Origin of the sequence: Micromonospora sp. KC207 (genome assembly GCF_004348615.1) — a bacterium.
Classification (GTDB): Bacteria; Actinomycetota; Actinomycetes; order Mycobacteriales; family Micromonosporaceae; genus Micromonospora.
The window spans coordinates 1-16,227 of record NZ_SMKJ01000156.1 but is presented as its reverse complement, the minus strand read 5'-3'; the positions used below and the strand labels follow the sequence as shown (position 1 = coordinate 16,227).

Here is a 16,227-nt window from a genome sequence, read left to right as displayed (position 1 = left end):
GCCGAACGGGATGTACGGCGAGTCGAAGTTCGGGCCGTCGTCGAGCGCCACCGCGCCGACCCGCAGCCCGGACGCGATCTCCAGGAAGGCCGGGAAGTCGCGGGTGAGCACCCCGGCCTGCAGCCCGTACGGCGTGCTGTTGGCGACCGCGACGGCGGCCTCCGGACCGGCCACCCGGATGACCGGCGCGACCGGGCCGAACGTCTCGTGGGTGACCAGCTCGCTGCCCGGGTCGACGTGGTCCAGCACGGCCGGCGGCACGACCGCGCCGCGGTGGCCGCCGCCGACACGCAGCACCGCGCCGTCGCGGACCGAGGCGTCGATCCGGCCGGCCACCGTGGCCGCGGCCTCCGCGGAGATCAGCGGGCCGACGTCGGTGCACGGGTCCGTCGGGTCGCCGCACCGCAGCCGCTCGACCCGGGCCACGAGCAGCTCGACGAACGCGTCGGCCACCTCGTCGGCGCAGATGATCCGCTTGACCCCGCGGCAGGACTGCCCGGCATTGCCGCACGCGCCGGCCGCGGCGAGCCGCGCGGCCCGCTCCAGGTCGGCGTCGGCCAGCACGATCAGCGGATCGTTACCGCCCAGCTCCAGGTGCAGCTTGCGCATGCCGGCGGCGCGGGCGACCGCCTCGCCGGTCGCCACGCTGCCGGTGAACGTGACCATGTCCACGGCGGGGTGGCCGACCAGCGCCGGCCCAACCGTGCCGGGCCGGCCGGTGACCACCGCGAGCATGGTGTCCGGCAGGCCGCTGCCGTGCAGGATCTCGGCCAGCGCGAGCGCGCTGAGCGGCGCCTTCTCCGAGGGTTTGAGCACCACGCCGTTGTTCATCGCGAGCGCCGGGGCGAGCTTGACGACGACCTGGTTGAGCGGGCGGTTGAACGGGGTGACCGCAGCCACCGTGCCGACCGGCTCGCGCATCGTCAGGGCCAGCCGCGGGGTACCCCCTGCGGTGATCTCGATGGTCTCGCCGCGGATCCGCCGGCACTCCTCCGCCGCGACGCGCAGGTTGGCGGCGGCCCGGTCCACCTCGGTCCGGCTGTCCCGCGCGCAGATCCCCGCCTCGGCGGTGATCAGATCGGCCAGTTCCTCGCGCCGGGCGGCGACGGTCTGCGCCGCCGCGCCCAGGATCTCCGCCCGCTGCGCCACGTCCAGGCCGCGGTCGTAGCCGGCGACGGTCTCGACCGCGCGCCGCACGTCCCCGGCGTCGTCCTCGGCGACCCGGCCGGCCACCCGCCCGTCCCACGGGCTGCGCACCTCGAGCGTCTCGTCGCCGCACCGGCGGCCGTGCAGCATCATGGCGTCGCCGCCCACGGCTGCACCACGGCCGCGGACGGCGCGACGTGCCCGGTGACCGGCGGCCGTCCGGTGTCCAGGACCTGCCGGACACCCTCGGCGACCCGCTGCCGCGAGCTGAGCTCGGACTCGGCGGAGTAGAACGCCCGGTGGCTGCTGACCAGCACGTTGGGCAGGCCGAGGACGCGGCGGTACGGGTCGCTGCGGTGCGGGTCCTCGGGCACGAAGACGTCGAGCGCGGCGCCGCCGATGACGCCGGTGGTCAGCGCGTGCGCCAGCGCCTCGGCGTCCACCAGCCCGCCCCGGGCGGTGTTGACCAGCAGCGCGTCCGGACGCATCCGGCCCAGCGCGTCCGCGCCGATCAGCCCGCGGGTGTCCGGGGCGAGCGGGCAGTGCAGCAGCACCACGTCCGACTCGGCCAGCAGCTCCGGCAGTTCCGTCTTCCGCACGCCGTAGCCGAGCATCTGATCCGCGTGCACGAACGGGTCTGCGGCGAGCACCCGCTGATAGAACAGCCGGAGCCGGGCCGCCACCGCCCGGCCGATCCGGCCCAGGCCGATGATGCCGGCGGTCCGGGTGCCCAGCCGGCGCGGCGCCCCGCCGTGGTGGATGTCGAACCGGCCGCCGGTCAGCCCCGTGTGCTGCGGCACCAGCCGGCGTTCCCAGGCGAGCACCATGGCCAGGGTGTGCGCGGCCACCTCGTCCACGCAGTAGTCGGGCACGTTGAAGCCGACGATGCCGCGCTCGCCGAGCAGGGCGGCGTTGAGGTTGTCGGTGCCGACGCCCTGCCGGGCCACCACGCGCAACTGCGGCCCGGCCGCGTCGAGCAGCTCGGGTGTCACCGGGCAGCGGTAGACGATCAGCGCCGCGGCGCCGGCGACCGCCTCGTGCAGCGCGGCCGGCCCGCGGAAGGGACCGACGCGGGCGCGGACGGCGTCGCCGTACACGGCCTCCTCCACCGTGGGGGCGCCCCAGGCCGGGTCGGTGTAGACCACCGCCGGGGTGGCCGCGGCGGTCATCGGGAGCCCGCCGGGTCGTACCACTGGGTCGTGTCGGAGACGAGCCGGCGCAGCGACGACGCGCCCAGCGCGGCGGCCTCGCGGCGGGTGTCCCCGGCGACCTTGCCGCCGATGCGCAGGGCGAGCACGGTGGAGCGGCCTGCCTCGAGCCGGGTGAAGCCGTGCGGCACGAACGGTTTCACGTACAGCGAGTCGTCGGGGTGCAGGATCGCCTCGTGGACCGTGCCAGCCGACTCCCAGCACAGCCGCACCGGGTCCGGCCCGAGCACGAAGCAGTACTGGTGCAGCCCGGTGCGCAGGGTCGCGGCGGCCGGGTCGCGCCCGGTCACCTCGAGCTCAAGAGCCCGCGAGTTCGGGCAGAGCAGGGTGCCGGCCAGCCCGCGGACCCGGTAGGCGACCGGCTCCTCGGCCGGCCAGGACCAGACCGGCGCGGCCGACCGGGGCATCTGGCACACTCCGTTCTCCTCGTCGCCGCTCACTGGGAGCAGGTCGCGCACCGGCACGCGCAGGGCCGCGGCCAGCGCGGCCAGCTCGTCGGGGGCCGCGGCGGCCCGGCCGGCCAGCAGGTCGGCGAGGCGACCGGCGGGCACGCCACTTGCCTCGGCCAGCCGCGCCGCCGGGGTCATGGTGTCGTCGAGGTGCTGCCGCAGGGCCGCCGCAGCGGCACTGTGGTCGTCCGGCCCGGCGCCGGGGTCGTCCGGCGCGTACCGCTCGGCGAGGTCCGGGCCGAGCGCGGCCAGCTCGTGCTGGGCGTCGCCGAGCAGCCGGCCACCGTAGGTCAGCGCCAGGATGAGTCCGGAGCCGCCGGCCCGGTAGGCGAAGCTGTGCGGCGCGTACGGCAGCCCGGCGACCGAGTCCCCGGTGACCGTCTCCACGCAGAACCGCCGCCCGGCCCAGGCGTAGTAGTAGTTCACCGCGCCGACAAAGTAGGTGAACTGGTAGAGGAAGTGACCTGCGTTCCACTGCACTGCCGGGTTGTCTGGCCGGTTGTCGGCGACCGGCTGGAGCATCCGGATCCACTCCGGGCGGAACATCGCGAGCCGGCTCATCGCGGTGTCGCGGTACTCGTAGTAGTCGGCGCCGCCGCGTTGGAAGATCCGGCTGGTCGCGACCGACTCGGCGACCCGGCAGATCCGCACGCCGTGCGGCGCGTCGTCGTGCACCGGCAGGAAGTCGCGCTCGTTGACCGGCCACACCTCGACGGCCCGGCGCAGCAGCTCGGCCGGCAGCTCGCGGTCGCCGCGGATGACCGCGGCCAGCATCTCGGGCGCCACGCCCAGGTCGGCGGCGGCGGCCTCGGTGGTGCGCTTGAGGTCGTTGATGATGCCCCGAAAGGTTGCACCCGCCCGGCGGCGGAAGGCCGGGTCAGACATCGCCGCCTCCACCGGTGAGCACGGCCGGGAGCAGTTCGCAGGCGCGCCGGTGGCCGAGCGCCCCGCGCCCGGCGGCCCGTTCGGAGTAGCTGGTCACGTCGTCGGCAGGTTGGCCCCGGCCGGCCACCGTCACCGGGACCGGGTCGGCGCTGTGGATGCCCAGCCGCCACGGGGTGGCGTGGTCGCCGGTGACGATCACCGTGCCGCCGTCCCCGACCGCCGGCAGCAGCCGGCCGAACAGGTGTTCATCGAGCCTGCTCAACGCGTCCGCCTTGCCGTGCGGGTCGCCGTCGTGGGCGGCCTCGTCCGGCCCCTTGACGTGGACGTAGACCACGCCGGCCGGGTCGGCGACCAGTCGTTCGGCGAGCTCGGCGTAGTAGTCGACGTCCGGGCGTCCGGCCGGTTGCCGGGCGTCGGCGTAGTCACCACCGGCGAGCTGGGCCAGGCCGCGCTCCGCCGGAATCTGGCCGAAGACGGTGAGCGTCCGGCCGTGCCGCTGGACGAACGGCTGCAGCTCGGGCAGCCGGTCGCCGCCGTCACGCAGGATGATCCGGTTCGCGGCCGGCCGGCCCGCCGCGCGCCGCCCCTTGTTCACCGGCGTGGCTTCCAGGACCGCCGCGCTGCGCGCGACGAACGCATTGACCAGCTCGGCGGTGCGCCGGGCGGCCGGGGTGTCCGCCAGCGGGCGGCACGGCAGTGGCGCGGCGGCGTGCTCGCGGCGCGGCACACCGAATGCGCCAACCCGCTCGTACTGCGGGTCGGTGCTGGTCACCTCGCCGCTGAGCGGTTCGCCCGGATGGTGGAAGGCGATGATGCCGCGGTGCCGGCCGAACCCGGTGATGTCGAAGCCCGCGCCGAGGTCGGCCAGCGACACCTCGGCCCGCACGGCGGCCAGCAGGTCCTGCAACTCGTCGTCGGACAGGTCGCGTGCGGTGCGGCGGTCGAGCCGGCCGCCGCCGGGATCGTGGCTGGCCATGTTGAGCCGGAAGCAGACCGTGGCGACGCCGGAGCCGGGCTGCAGGAAGCCGGTGCCGAAGCCCTCCAGCGGCCCGCGGCCGGCGTAGTGCTCGACCGGGTCGTAACCGAGCAGCGCGAGCGCGCCGGAGTCGGACTCGGGCGGGATCTGGTCGTCGATGACGGTCAGCAGGCCGTTGCGCCCGCGCGCGGCCAGCGCGTCGAGGTGCGGCAGGTGCGCCTGTTCCAGCGGGGTTGGCGAGTCGGCGACGGGTCGGTCCGCGGCGCCGCACAGGGCGATGAGGTAGATCTTGTCAGCCAACGTGACGCTCCGGGGCGAAGACGGGATGGGTGGCCGGCAGGTCGCGGACGACCCGGGCGGTGGCGGGGGGCACCAGGTGGTCCCAGGCCAGCCCGTCGCGCAGCCGGCGGCGCAGATCGGTGCCGGAGGTGACCGTGGTGTCCCGGCGCCAGAGCACCTCGGTGCGCCAGCCGTGCGCGCGGAACCGGCGCAGCTTCTCCTCGCCCCAGCCGTCGTAGATGGTCAGCAGGACGGTGGCGCCGGCGGGCAGGTAGTGGCCCAGCCGCTCGGGGAAGCTGTGCGGGAACGGCACGACGCGGAACGCGGTGTCCGGCAAGCCGCTGTCGCGCAGCGCCCCGTCCACCATCGACAGGCGTTCGTAGAAGGTGAACGGGTTGGCGTGGCCGGCCTCACGGTGCGGCGCGGACGGCTCGGACCGCACCTGCCACGGGTCCGGGTTGGTGATGCCCACCACCAGGGTGCGGCAGCGGCGGGCGGCGGCCAGAAGGTACTCCAGGTGCCCGAGGTGCAGCGGCTGGAACCGGCCGTGCGCCGATGCGACGTCCACCACGTCATTCCGGTCGTCGGTCACGTCAGGACATCTCCATCCGGGGGGCCCGCCGCAGGGAGAGGGCGAGCAGCGTGGCGAGCACGGCGGCGCCGCAGCCGGCCAGCAACGCCGCCCGGAAGCCGTCGCTGAAGGACTGCGGGCTGTGGTAGCCACCGGCGGCGGCGAAGACCGCGCCCAGCACCGCCACGCCGAGGGTGGTGCCGGTCTGCCGGAACGTGGTGCCGGCGCCGGAGGCGATGCCCTCGTAGCGCTCCGCGACGCTGCCGAGGATGACCCGGGAGATCTGCCCGAAGAACAGGCTCGCCGCGACGCCCATCAGCAGCAGGCCGGGCAGCATTCGTGGATAGGCGGTGTCCGGGGTGACCGCCAGGGCGAGGGCGAGCAGCCCGGCCGCCTGCAGGGCCAGGCCGGCGGCGAGCACCCGGGCACCGCCGATGCGCCGTGACAGCTTGCCGGTGAGCGGCGCGATGAACACCGGCAGCGCCGCGGCCGGCGCGATCGCCAGCCCGGCCTGCAACGGCGAGTAGCCGAGCCGGTCCTGGAAGTACTGGGTGGCCAGGAACATGGCGCCGAACAGGCCGAAGGTCATCAGCAGGTACAGCGTGACGGCGGTGGCGAAGGCGCCGCTGCGGAGCAGGGCGGGCGGCAGCATGGGGTCCGCCGCGCGCTGCTGGGACACCACGAACACCGGCAGCAGCGCCGCGGCGGCGACCAGCGTGCCCCACACCGTCGGGTGCGCCCAGCCGAGGTCGTTGCCGTTGATCAGCGCGAACACCAGCGCCAGCAGGCAGGCGCTGCTGAGCACGACGCCGCGCAGGTCGAGCCGGTCGCGTGGGCCGTGACTCTCTTCGATCCGGAGCCGGGCCAGCGGCATCAGGACCGCGGCGATCGGCAGATTCACCAGGAAGATCCACTGCCAGGGCGCGTACGTGACGACGAGGCCGCCGAGGACCGGGCCGATGGCGCTGCCGATGCCGCTGATCCCGCTCCACGCGCCCAGCACCGCGGCGCGGCGAGCTCGCGGCGTGGCGTGCGCGACGATGGTCAGCGCGAGCGGGGAGATCATCGACGCGCCGAGCCCCTGCACGGCGCGGGCGGCGACCAGCGCCCAGACCGTCGGGGCCAATGCCGCGCCGGCCGAGGCGAGCACGAACAGCGTCAGGCCGGCGAGGAAGACCCGGCGCCGGCCGAACCGGTCACCGAGCGCCGCGCCGGAGAGCTGGAAGACCGCGTACGTCAGGGTGTACGCGCTGACGATCCACTGCAGGCCCTCGATGCCGGTGCCGAAGGTGTGCCGGATCGCGGGCAGCGCGGTGACGACCACCAGGTTGTCCACGGCCACCATGAAGGCGGCCACGGCGGAGAGCAGGAACGGCGCGGTGAACAGCCGATGCGATCCCTCCGGGCGCGCCCCGGTCACCGTCCCCGCCATCCCGCTTCCCCTCCTTCGCGACGTCCTCGACGGCCGCCTCGGCCCACCCTCGGCACCGCGTGGAACGCCGTCTAGGTCGCCTTCACGTTCATGCCGCGGCCGGTGACCGTCCTCGATGGACGGCCGCGGTTAACGTCACGGTAACCGTCCGGCGGGTCCGGGAGGTGGCAACTTGCTGCACGTTCCCGGGCCCCCGAGGTCACTCGGCGACGAAGGTCCGGCCGGTCCAGCGGAACACCACCAGCCCGTCCGGCGCCACCGTCCCGTCGCGTTCGAAGTGCTCGTACCCGGCCAGGTACGGCACCTTGATCTTGTCAGTGGCCCCGGGCACACGCTGGCGACGCAGCTTTTCGGGCAGGGTGGCCGGCCCGCCGCGCAGCAGCGCGTCGACGACCGTGGGGGCAGAACCGAGCTGAGCGTCCATGAGATGGCCTCCATCGGATGTGGTCAGGGGTGGGTGGGCGCTCCGGCGGGCGCCGCCGCCGGCCGGTTCCGGTCCAGGAACTCCGCGATGCCCTCCCGGATCGCCGCGGCGACCTCGGCGCGCCCCTCGTCCAGAAAGAAGTGGCCGCCCGGCAGCACCCGCAGCCGGCTGCCGCCGTCGGTCACGTCGGCCCAGGCCCGCGCGGCCGGCACCGAGACCCGCGGGTCGGCATCGCCGGTCAGGATCGACACCGGGCAGCCCAGCCGGGCGCCGGGTGTCATCCGGTACGTCTCCACCGCGCCGTAGTCGGCGCGCAGCGCGGGCAGGATCATCCGGACGATCTCCTCGTCGTCCAGCAGGCCGGCGCTGGTGCCGCTCAGCTCGCGCACCTCCTGGATCAGCCCGGCGTCGGAGCGCCGGTGCACGTCGTCCGGCCCGGGCACGGCCGGCCCGCGCCGCCCGGAGCAGACCAGGCCGAGCAGGTGCGTGGCGTCCGCGCGTTCGATGCGCTGCGCCACTTCGAAGGCGATCACCGCGCCCATGCTGTGACCGAACAGCACGGTCGGCCGGTCCGGCACGCCGCACGCCGCGAACACACCGTCGGCCAGCTCGCCGATGGTGCGCAGCGCGGGCTCCGCGCGCCGGTCCTGCCGCCCCGGGTACTGCACGCCGACCACCTCGAAGGTGGCCGACAGCTCCCGGGCGAGTGGCCGGAAGTAGGTCGCCGAGCCGCCGGCGTGCGGCAGGCAGAGCAGCCGCACGGCCGCCGGGTTCGCCGGACCGAGGGGCCGCAGCCACAGGTCGGCGCTCACAGCGGGATGTTCCCATGGTGGCCGCGCCCGCCGGGGGCGCCGGCGAGGGCCTCGGCAACCCGCAACCGGGTCTGCGCCGGGTCGATCACCTCGTCCACCACGCCCAGGTCGAGCCCGCGGGCGACCCCGCCGGAGACCCGTTCGTGCTCCTCGATCAGCCGGGCCAGCAGGCCGGGGCGGTCCTCCCCGGCCACGGCGGCGAGCGTTCGCCGGTGCAGGATGCCGACCGCGGCCTCGGCGCCCATCACGGCCACCTCGGCCTGCGGCCAGGCCAGCACCCGGGTGGCGCCCAGGGCGCGGGAGTTCATCGCGATGTATGCGCCGCCGTACGACTTGCGGGTCACCAGGGTCACCCGCGGCACCACCGCCTCGCCGAAGGCGTACAGCAGCCGGGCGAGCCGGGCCGACACGTCCCGGGGGTCCGGGGCGGACGGTTCGGCGGCCGGCGCCGCAGTGGTCAGCACGGTCATCGATGCCCTCCGGGCGGATGTGAGGTGGACGGGTGGCCGCCGGCGGCAGCGCCACCGGGGCGGGCGGCGCGGCCACGGTCCGGCCCGGGCACCGCCCGCCCCAGACAACAACAGCCGGACATCCGGCGGAACATCGGCGCAGGAAGTTGTCATCTCGCGCCGCCCCGACCAACCCAATCATTCGAATCCTGACCGATCGGTCAGCGGAAGCGGGCCGACGCGACCACTTGGGGGGCATCGACGGCCGCCCCTATCAGCTATGCTGGTGCGCGTCCGCCGGGCTGGTCAAAAGCGATGTGCCGGGCGGTCTGCCGAGTTAACAGAATCGACATCCAACACCCCACAATTGGGAAAGACGCCGCCGGGTCCAGGTCACTAATCTGGCATGGTCCTGCCACACTCGAATCGCGGGGGTCCTTGATGCGGGCATCGAACGTCAACAGTACGCGTCGCCAGGAGACCAGGACATACATGCCGTCGCACCTCGACAGCGCTCGAATCAATTCCGATCATGAGGACGACGTGGACGACAGCCTACACCAGGCGCAGGAGTTGATCCGGCGGGCCATGTCGACACGCAACCGCTACAGCCGGCAGATCCGGCATCTGCCGGGGGACGACACGGCGTTCCAGGGCGCCGTCGACGAGATGATCACCAAGGCGCAGCGGGAGGTGCTCTGCGTGCTCTCGGCCCGCGAGCTCTGCCCCAACCGCCGGCCGGGCACGGTCCGCCTCCTGCAGCACGCCGAGCGACGAGGAGTGCAGGTCAAGGCTTTGCTGCCAGCGCCGGTGGCGGCGACCGACGCGGCGGTGATCCGGGCGGTGAGCGGTCAGCCGGGATACCGGACGCGGGAGCTGCCGGACGAGAACCTGGTCATCGCGGACGGGCGGGAGGCGGCGCTGCGGACCCCGCACCGGGCGGAGGAGCCGGCGCAGACGCTGCTGGTCTCGGTGCGGTCCCTGGTGCACGTGCTGCGCACCATGTTCGGCGTCACGTGGAGTTCCGGCGTGCCTCTCGGCGACATCCTCGATGTCCACGAGAAGTTGCGCGAGGAACCCGCGAGATCGGTGATCGCCAGTCTCAGCGCCGGCGATAAGGATGAGGTCGGGGCCCGCAAGCTCGGCATTTCCGTGCGGACATACCGGCGACACGTCGCGGACATCATGCGTGAGATGAACGCCAATTCGCGCTTCCAGGCCGGGCTGCGCGCGGCCGAACTGGGCATCATTATCTGACCGGTCGTCCTCCGTCATTTCGCACTGCCGAATTCCGAACCGGCGAACCGCACCGAAACGGCCCTTCCGCAATGCGCATCAGCCGTTCGGGCATTACCGTTCAGTAGTCCGGGAACTCTGTGTGACGCCCGGCGGCCGGCCCGGGGAATACGCTTCTCCGGGCCGGCCGTGCGCCGTCAGGCCATGCTCACGTCGGCGGTCCGGGCACGCAGCTCCATCCGGGCGCCCTTTGCCGGCAGCGTCGAGACGCTGCGGCTGCGGGTGCCCTCCGGCCCGGGCTCGGGACGCCGCAGCTCACAGTGCTTGAGCACCTCGCGGAAGACCGCCTTCATCTCGATCAGTGCGATCGACGCGCCCAGGCAACGGATCCGCCCGCCGCCGAACGGGATCCAGGTGTAGGTCCCGGGCTTGGCGCCCAGGAAGCGGTCCGGCTTGAACGCGTACGGGTCCGGGTAGAGTTCCGGGTCACGGTGCAGCAGGTAGGCGCTCGCCCACAGCAGCATCCCCGGCTCGAACCGCACCCCGCCGATCTCGATCGGCTTCATCACCGTCCGCGGGATGATCTGCGGGATCGACGGGCGCAGCCGCAGCACCTCGTTCACCGTGGCGGTCAGGTACTCGTCGCTCACCCCGGCGTCCAGCTCGGCGACCAGCCGCTCCCGGGCCTCGGTGTGCAGGCTGAGGTACTCGAAACCCCAGGCGATCGCGGACGCGGTGGTCTCGGTGCCGGCCAGGAAGATGGTCATCATCTCGTCGCGCAGCTCCACCTGGGTCAGCGGGGAGCCGTCCTCGTGCGTGATCCGCAGCAGCACGGAGAGCATGTCGTCGCCGAGTTCCGCGTTCCGCTTGTGCTCGGCGACCGCGTCGGCGATGAGTTTGTCTGCGCGTTTGCGCAACTCGAGGAACTCACCCAGACCGATCGGCTTGATCCGGGCGAGCATCCGTACGGTACGCGGCGACATCTTGTGGATCAGCGCCGCCGAGCCCATCCGGTTGTTGAACTTCATCATCGCGATGAGGACGTCGAGCAGCTCGTCCCAGTTGCTCGGCCCGCTCCGGCCGAAGATCACCTCGCGAATAACGTTCAGCGTGAACCGGTGGATCAGCGGGTGCAGCTCCACGACCCGGTCGCGCGGCCACTCGGCGATCTCCACGACCGCCCGCCGGTCGATGGACTCCTCGATGCGCTGCAACGCCTTGCCGTGCATGCTCGGCATGAGGATGCGGCGGCGCTCCTTGTGCTCGTCCTCGTCCAGCCAGGCCAGCCCGGTCTGGCCGGTGAACTTCTCGATCGTGGCGGAGCCGTTGCCGGTGTGCAGCACATCCGCCGGTGCCATGAACATCTGCTTGATGTCTTCCGGGTCGGACAGCACGTACAGCGGCCGCGGTGGGATCCGGATCCGCAGCGCGAACCGGCTGCCGTACTGCTCGCGGCACTCCTCCACGAACCGGTCCGGCCGCTTCCAGTAGCGCAGGATCTGTTTCACCACGTGCGTCGTCGGACCGGGCAGTGCCGACGCCGGCATCGCTGCCCGCCGGGTCGTCCGCTCCGACTCGACCGGCGGCGGCCCGGCCGCCGCCGTGCCGTGGCCGACCGGGCACTTGGCGGCCTCGGGAACATCCATCTCGGTCACCCTCTCCTCATCCATGGGGGTCATGTCACGCAGTGCCGCTCGTCTCGGCGGGCACGGAGCTCGGTCCGGCGGCGGGGCGCCGGTGGTCGTCTACGGCGATGAGCGTGAGCCGCGTAGTCCGGTTCGGCACCGGTGGCCAGCGCCCACCACACGCCCCCGCCGGCGAACAGCAGACTGCCGGCCAGGCCCGGGGCCCGCGGCCCGTACCGGGCGGCGAGCAGCCCGCCGGGCACCGCCACCAGAGCGGCCATCAGCGGGCCCGGGGCGATCTCCAGCCCGGCGCGTAGCACCGAGTGCCGCCAGACCGAGGTGAGGAACAGCGTCGAGGCGAGGATCATCGCGCCGAACCCGGCGAAGAACAGCAGGGTCGCCAGGTCGCCCAGGGCCAGACCGGATGGACAGGATGGCCGGCTCGATGACCGGCGCGGAATGCCGGGCCGCCCGCCAGGCGCTGACCGCCGCGCCGAGCGCGCCGGCCGCGAACAGCCCAACGATCCGCGGGCTGTCCCGGCCCCACGCCTGCCCCTGGACGATCGCCGCGACGACCGCGGCCACCGTGGCGGCCAGCACCGAGGCACCCAGCACGTCCGGTGCCCAGCCACGGGCGTCGCGAATCTCCGGCAGCGTGCGCAGCGCCAGCACCACCGCGAGCACACCGATCGGCAGGTTCACCAGGAACACCCAGCGCCAGCCCGCCTCCACGAGCAGTCCGCCGACCGGCGGCCCGAGCGCCGCCGCGGCGCCGCCCGTCGCGGCCCACAGCCCCACCGCCGCGCCTCGCCTGTCCGCCGGGTACAGCGGCAGCATCAGGCCGAGCGAGCTGGGCAGCATGAGCGCGCCACCGGCGGCCTGCGCGACCCGGGCCGCGACCAGGACACCGGCCGACGGCGCGGCGGCGCACGCCGCGGACGCCGCGGTGAACAGCGCGAGGCCGCACACGAAGGCCCGCTTGCGGCCGGAGCGGTCCGCCCACCGGCCGGCCGGCATCAGCAGGGCGGCGAAGGCGATGGCGTACGCGCTGAGCACCCAGGACAGATCGGCGAGCCCGGTGGACGGGAACGACCGTTGCAGGTCCGGGAACGCGATGTTGACGATGAACAGGTCCAGCGAGGACACGAAGACCCCGACGAGCAGGACCGCGACGGGCAGTCCCCGGCACCGCACGCCGGTTTCGGTCTCGATCTCGGTGACGGCCCGGCTCATACGCCCAGCCACCGTTCGGCCACCGCGACGGTCCGGTCGACCGCCGCCTCGATCAGCGCGAAGTGGTCAGCCGGTACCTCGGCCTGCTCGCCGGCCACCTCCCAGGCCGGCCAGTGCTGCCCGGCGGCGCTGGTGGGCAGCGGCTCGCCGGCGCGGATCAGCAGGCTGCGGGCGGTGACGCGGGCGGCCGGCCGCTCGGCGAGCAGGCGCATCCAGGTGCCCATCGCCAGCCAATTCGCTTCGTCCACGGCGATGCCCTGGTCCCCACGTTCCAGGATTTCGGTCATCACCATCGAGAAGACCCGGTTGCTTGCCCGCTCGTCCTCCGGCGTCGGCGTGTCGATCATGATGATCCCGGCCGGCGCGGCGCCCGACTCCTCCAGCCGCGCGGCCACCGCGTGCGCGACCACCCCGCCGATGGAGTAGCCCACCAGGACGATCGGCGCGTCGCCGACCACCCGCCGGATCGACGCCACCACCAGGTCCACGGCGGCCGACCAGGACGCCGGGGCGGGCTCGTCGCCGCGGAAACCGGGCAGCGTGCAGGCGTACACGTCGCGCCGGCCCTCGAACCGGTCGGCGAACCGCATGAACTGGTGCGGCCCGGAACCGACCACGAACGACGGGACGCAGACCAACTTGGGCCGGTCCGCCCCGGCGGCGCCGCCCGAGGCGAGCCGCACCGCGTACCCGTCGCCGTCGCCCAGCTCGGCCGGCGACGTGAAGCTCGGCCGGAACCGGGACGCCTCGATCAGCAGCGGCACGGCACCGGCGATCCGGCCCTCCGCGTGCGCGTGGCGCAGCAGCGTGCTGAGCGTGCCCTGACCGTCCGGCCGGGCGGCGGGCGCGGCGCCGGCCGCCGCCGGCCCGGTGTCCGGCACGTCCCGCACCTCGGCGGCCAGCAGCCGCGCCACGGCAGCCGCCGACGGGTGGTCGAAGACCAGGGTGGACGGCAGCCGGACCCCGGCGGCCTGGCTCAGCCGGTTGCGCAGCTCGACCGCCGCCAGCGAGTCGAACCCGAGGTCCTTGAACCCGCGGTCGGGGTCGACGGCGCCCGGGTCGGTGTGCCCGAGGACCGCGGCCACCTGCTCCCGGACCAGCTCGAGCACCACCTGCTCGCGGCCGGTCGGCGGCACTCCGGCCAGTCGCTGGGCCAGCGAGCCGCCCCCGGCCGCACGCCGGGCCGGCGCGGGCACCAGCCCACGCAGCAGCGGCGGCAGCATCCCGGACCGGGCGGCCGCGCGGAGCGCGGCGAAGTCCAGCCGGACCGGCACCCGCAGGCCCTCGCCGCTGCGCCGGGCCTCGTCGAACAGCTCGAGACCCAGCTCGGTGGCGAACGGCGCGGCACCCATCCGGGCCAGCCGGGACACCCCGGCCTCGTCGAGCGTGCCGCCCATGCCGGCCGCCTCGGCCCACAACCCCCAGGCCAGCGACGTCCCGGGCAGGCCCTCGGCGCGGCGGCGTTCGGCCAGCGCGTCCAGGAAGGCGTTCGCCGCGGCATAGTTGCCCTGCCCCGGGCTGCCGATCAGCCCGGCGACCGAGGAGAACAGCACGAACGCGGACAGGTCGTGCCCGGCGGTCAGCTCGTGCAGGTAAACGGCCGCGTCGACCTTGGGCCGCAGCACCCGATCCAGTTGTTCCGCGGTCATCCTCTCGGCCACGGCGTCGTCCAATACACCGGCCGCGTGCACCACCGCGGTCAACGGATACGGCAGCGCGCCCAGCAGAGCGGCCAGCTCGGCGCGGTCGGCCACGTCGCAGGCCGCCACGGTGGCCTCGGCGCCCAGCCCGGCCAGCTCGGCGACCAGCTCATCGGCCCCCGGCGCCGCGGCGCCCCGGCGGCTCACCAGCAGCAGCCGCTCGACGCCGTACTGCTTGACCAGATGGCGGGCGAACACCGCGCCCAGGCCGCCGGTGCCACCGGTGATCAGGACGATGCCGTCGGCGTCCAGCGGCGGCGCCTCCGGCAGCCGGCCGGTCGGCCGGGCCAGGCGCGGGGCGAGCACCGCGCCGCGCCGGACCGCCAGTTGTGGCTCGTCCGCGCCGACCAGCGCGGCCCAGTCCGGTGCCGCGTCCGCGTCGAGGTCGACGAGCTGGAACCGGCCCGGGTGCTCCGACTGGGCGCTGCGAACCAGCCCCCACACCGGCGCCTGGGCGAGGTCCGGGGCCTCGTCGCCGGCCGCGACCGCACCGCGCGTCACTACCACGAGCCGGGCGGCGGCCCGTCGCTCGTCCGCCAGCCAGTCCCGCAGCAGGGCGAGCACGCCGGCGGTGACGGTACGGGCCGCGGTGGCGACGTCCGAAACGTCCGGGACGGCCACCTCGGCCACCACCACGTCCCCGGCCGCCGGCTCCAGCGCGGCGAGGCCGCCGGGCCCGTCCAGGCGCACGATGCGGCCCGGGTGTCGGCCGGCGCCCGGCACCGGCATCCAGTTCAGCCGGAACAGCGCGTTCGCGCTCGTGCGCTGGGCGCTGTCCAGTTGCGCCTGCTCGACCGGCCGGAAGGCGAGCCGGGCCACCTCGGCCACCGGGTCGCCGTGCTCGTCGGTGATGTCGAGGCGCAGGGTGGACGGCGCGTCCGAGCCGATCCGGACCCGGACCGCGGAGGGGCCACGGCGCCCGAACCGCACCCCGGTCCAGGAGAACGGCAGGCCCGCGGAATTCTGGTCGACCCGGCCCAGACCGCTGTGCAGGGAGGCGTCGAACAGGGCCGGGTGCAACCCGTACCGGTGCGCCTTGCCGGCGTGCTCGTCGGGCAGCGCCACCTCGGCGTAGACCGCGTCGCCGGCCGTCCACGCCGCCCGGACACCTTGGAATGCCGGTCCGTAGTCGAAGCCGACCTCGGCCAGCCGGGCGTACAGCGCGTCCACCGCGATCGGCTCGGCGCAAGCCGGCGGCCACGGCGTGATCCGGGCTTCCAGCGGCCGCGTCGCGGCCACCAGCCAACCCCGGGCGTGACAGGTGGTGACGCGCCGCTCGTGCTCGTCGCCGGTCTCCGGCCGGGAGTAGACGGCCACGTCGCGGCGCCCGTCGTCCCCCGGCTCGCCGATGGTGACCTGCACCGCTACGCCGGCCGCGCCGGACAGGATGAGCGGCGCCTCCAGGACGAGTTCGTCCACCACCGGCGCCCCGGCGTGCGTGCCGGCGGCGGCGGCCAACTCGACCAGCGCGGTGCCGGGCACGATGATCCGGCCGAGCACGCCGTGGTCGGCGACCCAGGGGGCGCTCTCGGTCGAGATGCGGCCGGTGAACAGCCATTCGTCGCGGTCGCCGACGGGGGTGGCGGCGGTCAGGATCGGGTGGCCGAGGGTGCCGGTGTCGGCGGTGCCGGGCATCAGCCAGTAGCGCTGGTGCTGGAAGGCGTAGGTAGGCAGGTCGATGCGCTTCCCGCCGGCCAGCACGGCCGCCCAGTCCACCGGCACTCCGGCGTTGTGGGCCTGGGCGAGGAACGCGGCGAAAGCGTGCGGCTCGGGCTGCTTGGCCCGCAACGCCGCGGCAAGCA

Annotated in this window: 12 protein-coding genes and 1 pseudogene; 1 reads left to right on the top strand and 12 read right to left on the bottom strand. The window is 74.4% G+C overall.

Annotation, left to right across the window (positions count from 1 at the left end):
- The 9 genes and pseudogenes from E1258_RS19640 to E1258_RS34995 form a co-directional block, all read right to left on the bottom strand.
- On the bottom strand, positions 1-1,314 hold a 1,314-nt coding region (locus tag E1258_RS19640; protein WP_132403318.1), incomplete at its 3' end, for an aldehyde dehydrogenase family protein.
- Positions 1,296-2,315, bottom strand: coding sequence for a C-terminal binding protein (locus tag E1258_RS19635; protein ID WP_132403315.1), 1,020 nt, complete (start codon positions 2,313-2,315; stop codon positions 1,296-1,298). The genes E1258_RS19640 and E1258_RS19635, both read right to left, overlap by 19 nt.
- On the bottom strand, positions 2,312-3,688 hold the full coding sequence (locus tag E1258_RS19630) for an XRE family transcriptional regulator (RefSeq protein ID WP_132403312.1): 1,377 nt from the start codon (positions 3,686-3,688) through the stop codon (positions 2,312-2,314). Before E1258_RS19630 ends, E1258_RS19635 begins: the two co-directional genes overlap by 4 nt.
- On the bottom strand, positions 3,681-4,964 hold the full coding sequence (locus E1258_RS19625; RefSeq protein WP_165949843.1) for a CMP-5'-phosphonoformate--3-phosphoglycerate phosphonoformyl transferase: 1,284 nt from the start codon (positions 4,962-4,964) through the stop codon (positions 3,681-3,683). Before E1258_RS19625 ends, E1258_RS19630 begins: the two co-directional genes overlap by 8 nt.
- A complete protein-coding gene (locus tag E1258_RS19620) occupies positions 4,957-5,535 on the bottom strand; it encodes a nicotinate-nucleotide adenylyltransferase (protein WP_243715565.1) in 579 nt (192 codons plus the stop codon). Before E1258_RS19620 ends, E1258_RS19625 begins: the two co-directional genes overlap by 8 nt.
- 1 nt (position 5,536) lies before the next feature.
- Positions 5,537-6,946: an MFS transporter gene (locus tag E1258_RS19615; RefSeq protein ID WP_132403307.1), complete on the bottom strand. Its 1,410-nt coding sequence runs from the start codon at positions 6,944-6,946 to the stop codon at positions 5,537-5,539.
- A 199-nt stretch (positions 6,947-7,145) separates the two neighbouring features.
- The gene (locus E1258_RS19610; RefSeq protein WP_036372374.1) at positions 7,146-7,370 is read right to left on the bottom strand and encodes a DUF5988 family protein; all 225 of its coding nucleotides are present in this window, start codon (positions 7,368-7,370) and stop codon (positions 7,146-7,148) included.
- A gap of 23 nt (positions 7,371-7,393) precedes the next feature.
- Positions 7,394-8,182, bottom strand: coding sequence for a thioesterase II family protein (locus E1258_RS19605; protein WP_007071842.1), 789 nt, complete (start codon positions 8,180-8,182; stop codon positions 7,394-7,396).
- Positions 8,179-8,592, bottom strand: a pseudogene (locus E1258_RS34995) (carboxyl transferase domain-containing protein); the annotation flags it as partial. The gene E1258_RS19605 and the pseudogene E1258_RS34995, both read right to left, overlap by 4 nt.
- A gap of 582 nt (positions 8,593-9,174) precedes the next feature.
- Between E1258_RS34995 and E1258_RS19595 the strand changes: the two are divergent.
- A complete protein-coding gene (locus E1258_RS19595) occupies positions 9,175-9,888 on the top strand; it encodes a TrmB family transcriptional regulator sugar-binding domain-containing protein (protein ID WP_165949842.1) in 714 nt (237 codons plus the stop codon).
- Positions 9,889-10,064: 176 nt separating this feature from the next.
- Here the strand turns inward: E1258_RS19595 and E1258_RS19590 are convergent, their stop codons facing one another.
- The 3 genes from E1258_RS19590 to E1258_RS19580 all read right to left on the bottom strand — a co-directional run.
- Positions 10,065-11,537 (bottom strand): cytochrome P450, encoded by a 1,473-nt coding sequence (locus E1258_RS19590; protein ID WP_165949841.1) that lies wholly within the window; start codon positions 11,535-11,537, stop codon positions 10,065-10,067.
- Positions 11,538-11,612: 75 nt separating this feature from the next.
- Positions 11,613-12,725, bottom strand: coding sequence for an MFS transporter (locus E1258_RS19585; RefSeq protein ID WP_132403295.1), 1,113 nt, complete (start codon positions 12,723-12,725; stop codon positions 11,613-11,615).
- The coding region (locus E1258_RS19580) for an SDR family NAD(P)-dependent oxidoreductase (RefSeq protein ID WP_132403292.1) at positions 12,722-16,227 on the bottom strand (3,506 nt) is incomplete at its 5' end. The genes E1258_RS19585 and E1258_RS19580, both read right to left, overlap by 4 nt.

Bases quoted from the DNA above. Each gene is read 5' to 3' on its own strand.
- E1258_RS19635 (WP_132403315.1), bottom strand. From the start codon at position 2,315: ATGACCGCCGCGGCCACCCCGGCGGTGGTCTACACCGACCCGGCCTGG.
- E1258_RS19630 (WP_132403312.1), bottom strand. From the start codon at position 3,688: ATGTCTGACCCGGCCTTCCGCCGCCGGGCGGGTGCAACCTTTCGGGGC.
- E1258_RS19615 (WP_132403307.1), bottom strand. From the start codon at position 6,946: ATGGCGGGGACGGTGACCGGGGCGCGCCCGGAGGGATCGCATCGGCTG.
- E1258_RS19610 (WP_036372374.1), bottom strand. From the start codon at position 7,370: ATGGACGCTCAGCTCGGTTCTGCCCCCACGGTCGTCGACGCGCTGCTG.
- E1258_RS19590 (WP_165949841.1), bottom strand. From the start codon at position 11,537: ATGGATGAGGAGAGGGTGACCGAGATGGATGTTCCCGAGGCCGCCAAG.
- E1258_RS19585 (WP_132403295.1), bottom strand. From the start codon at position 12,725: ATGAGCCGGGCCGTCACCGAGATCGAGACCGAAACCGGCGTGCGGTGC.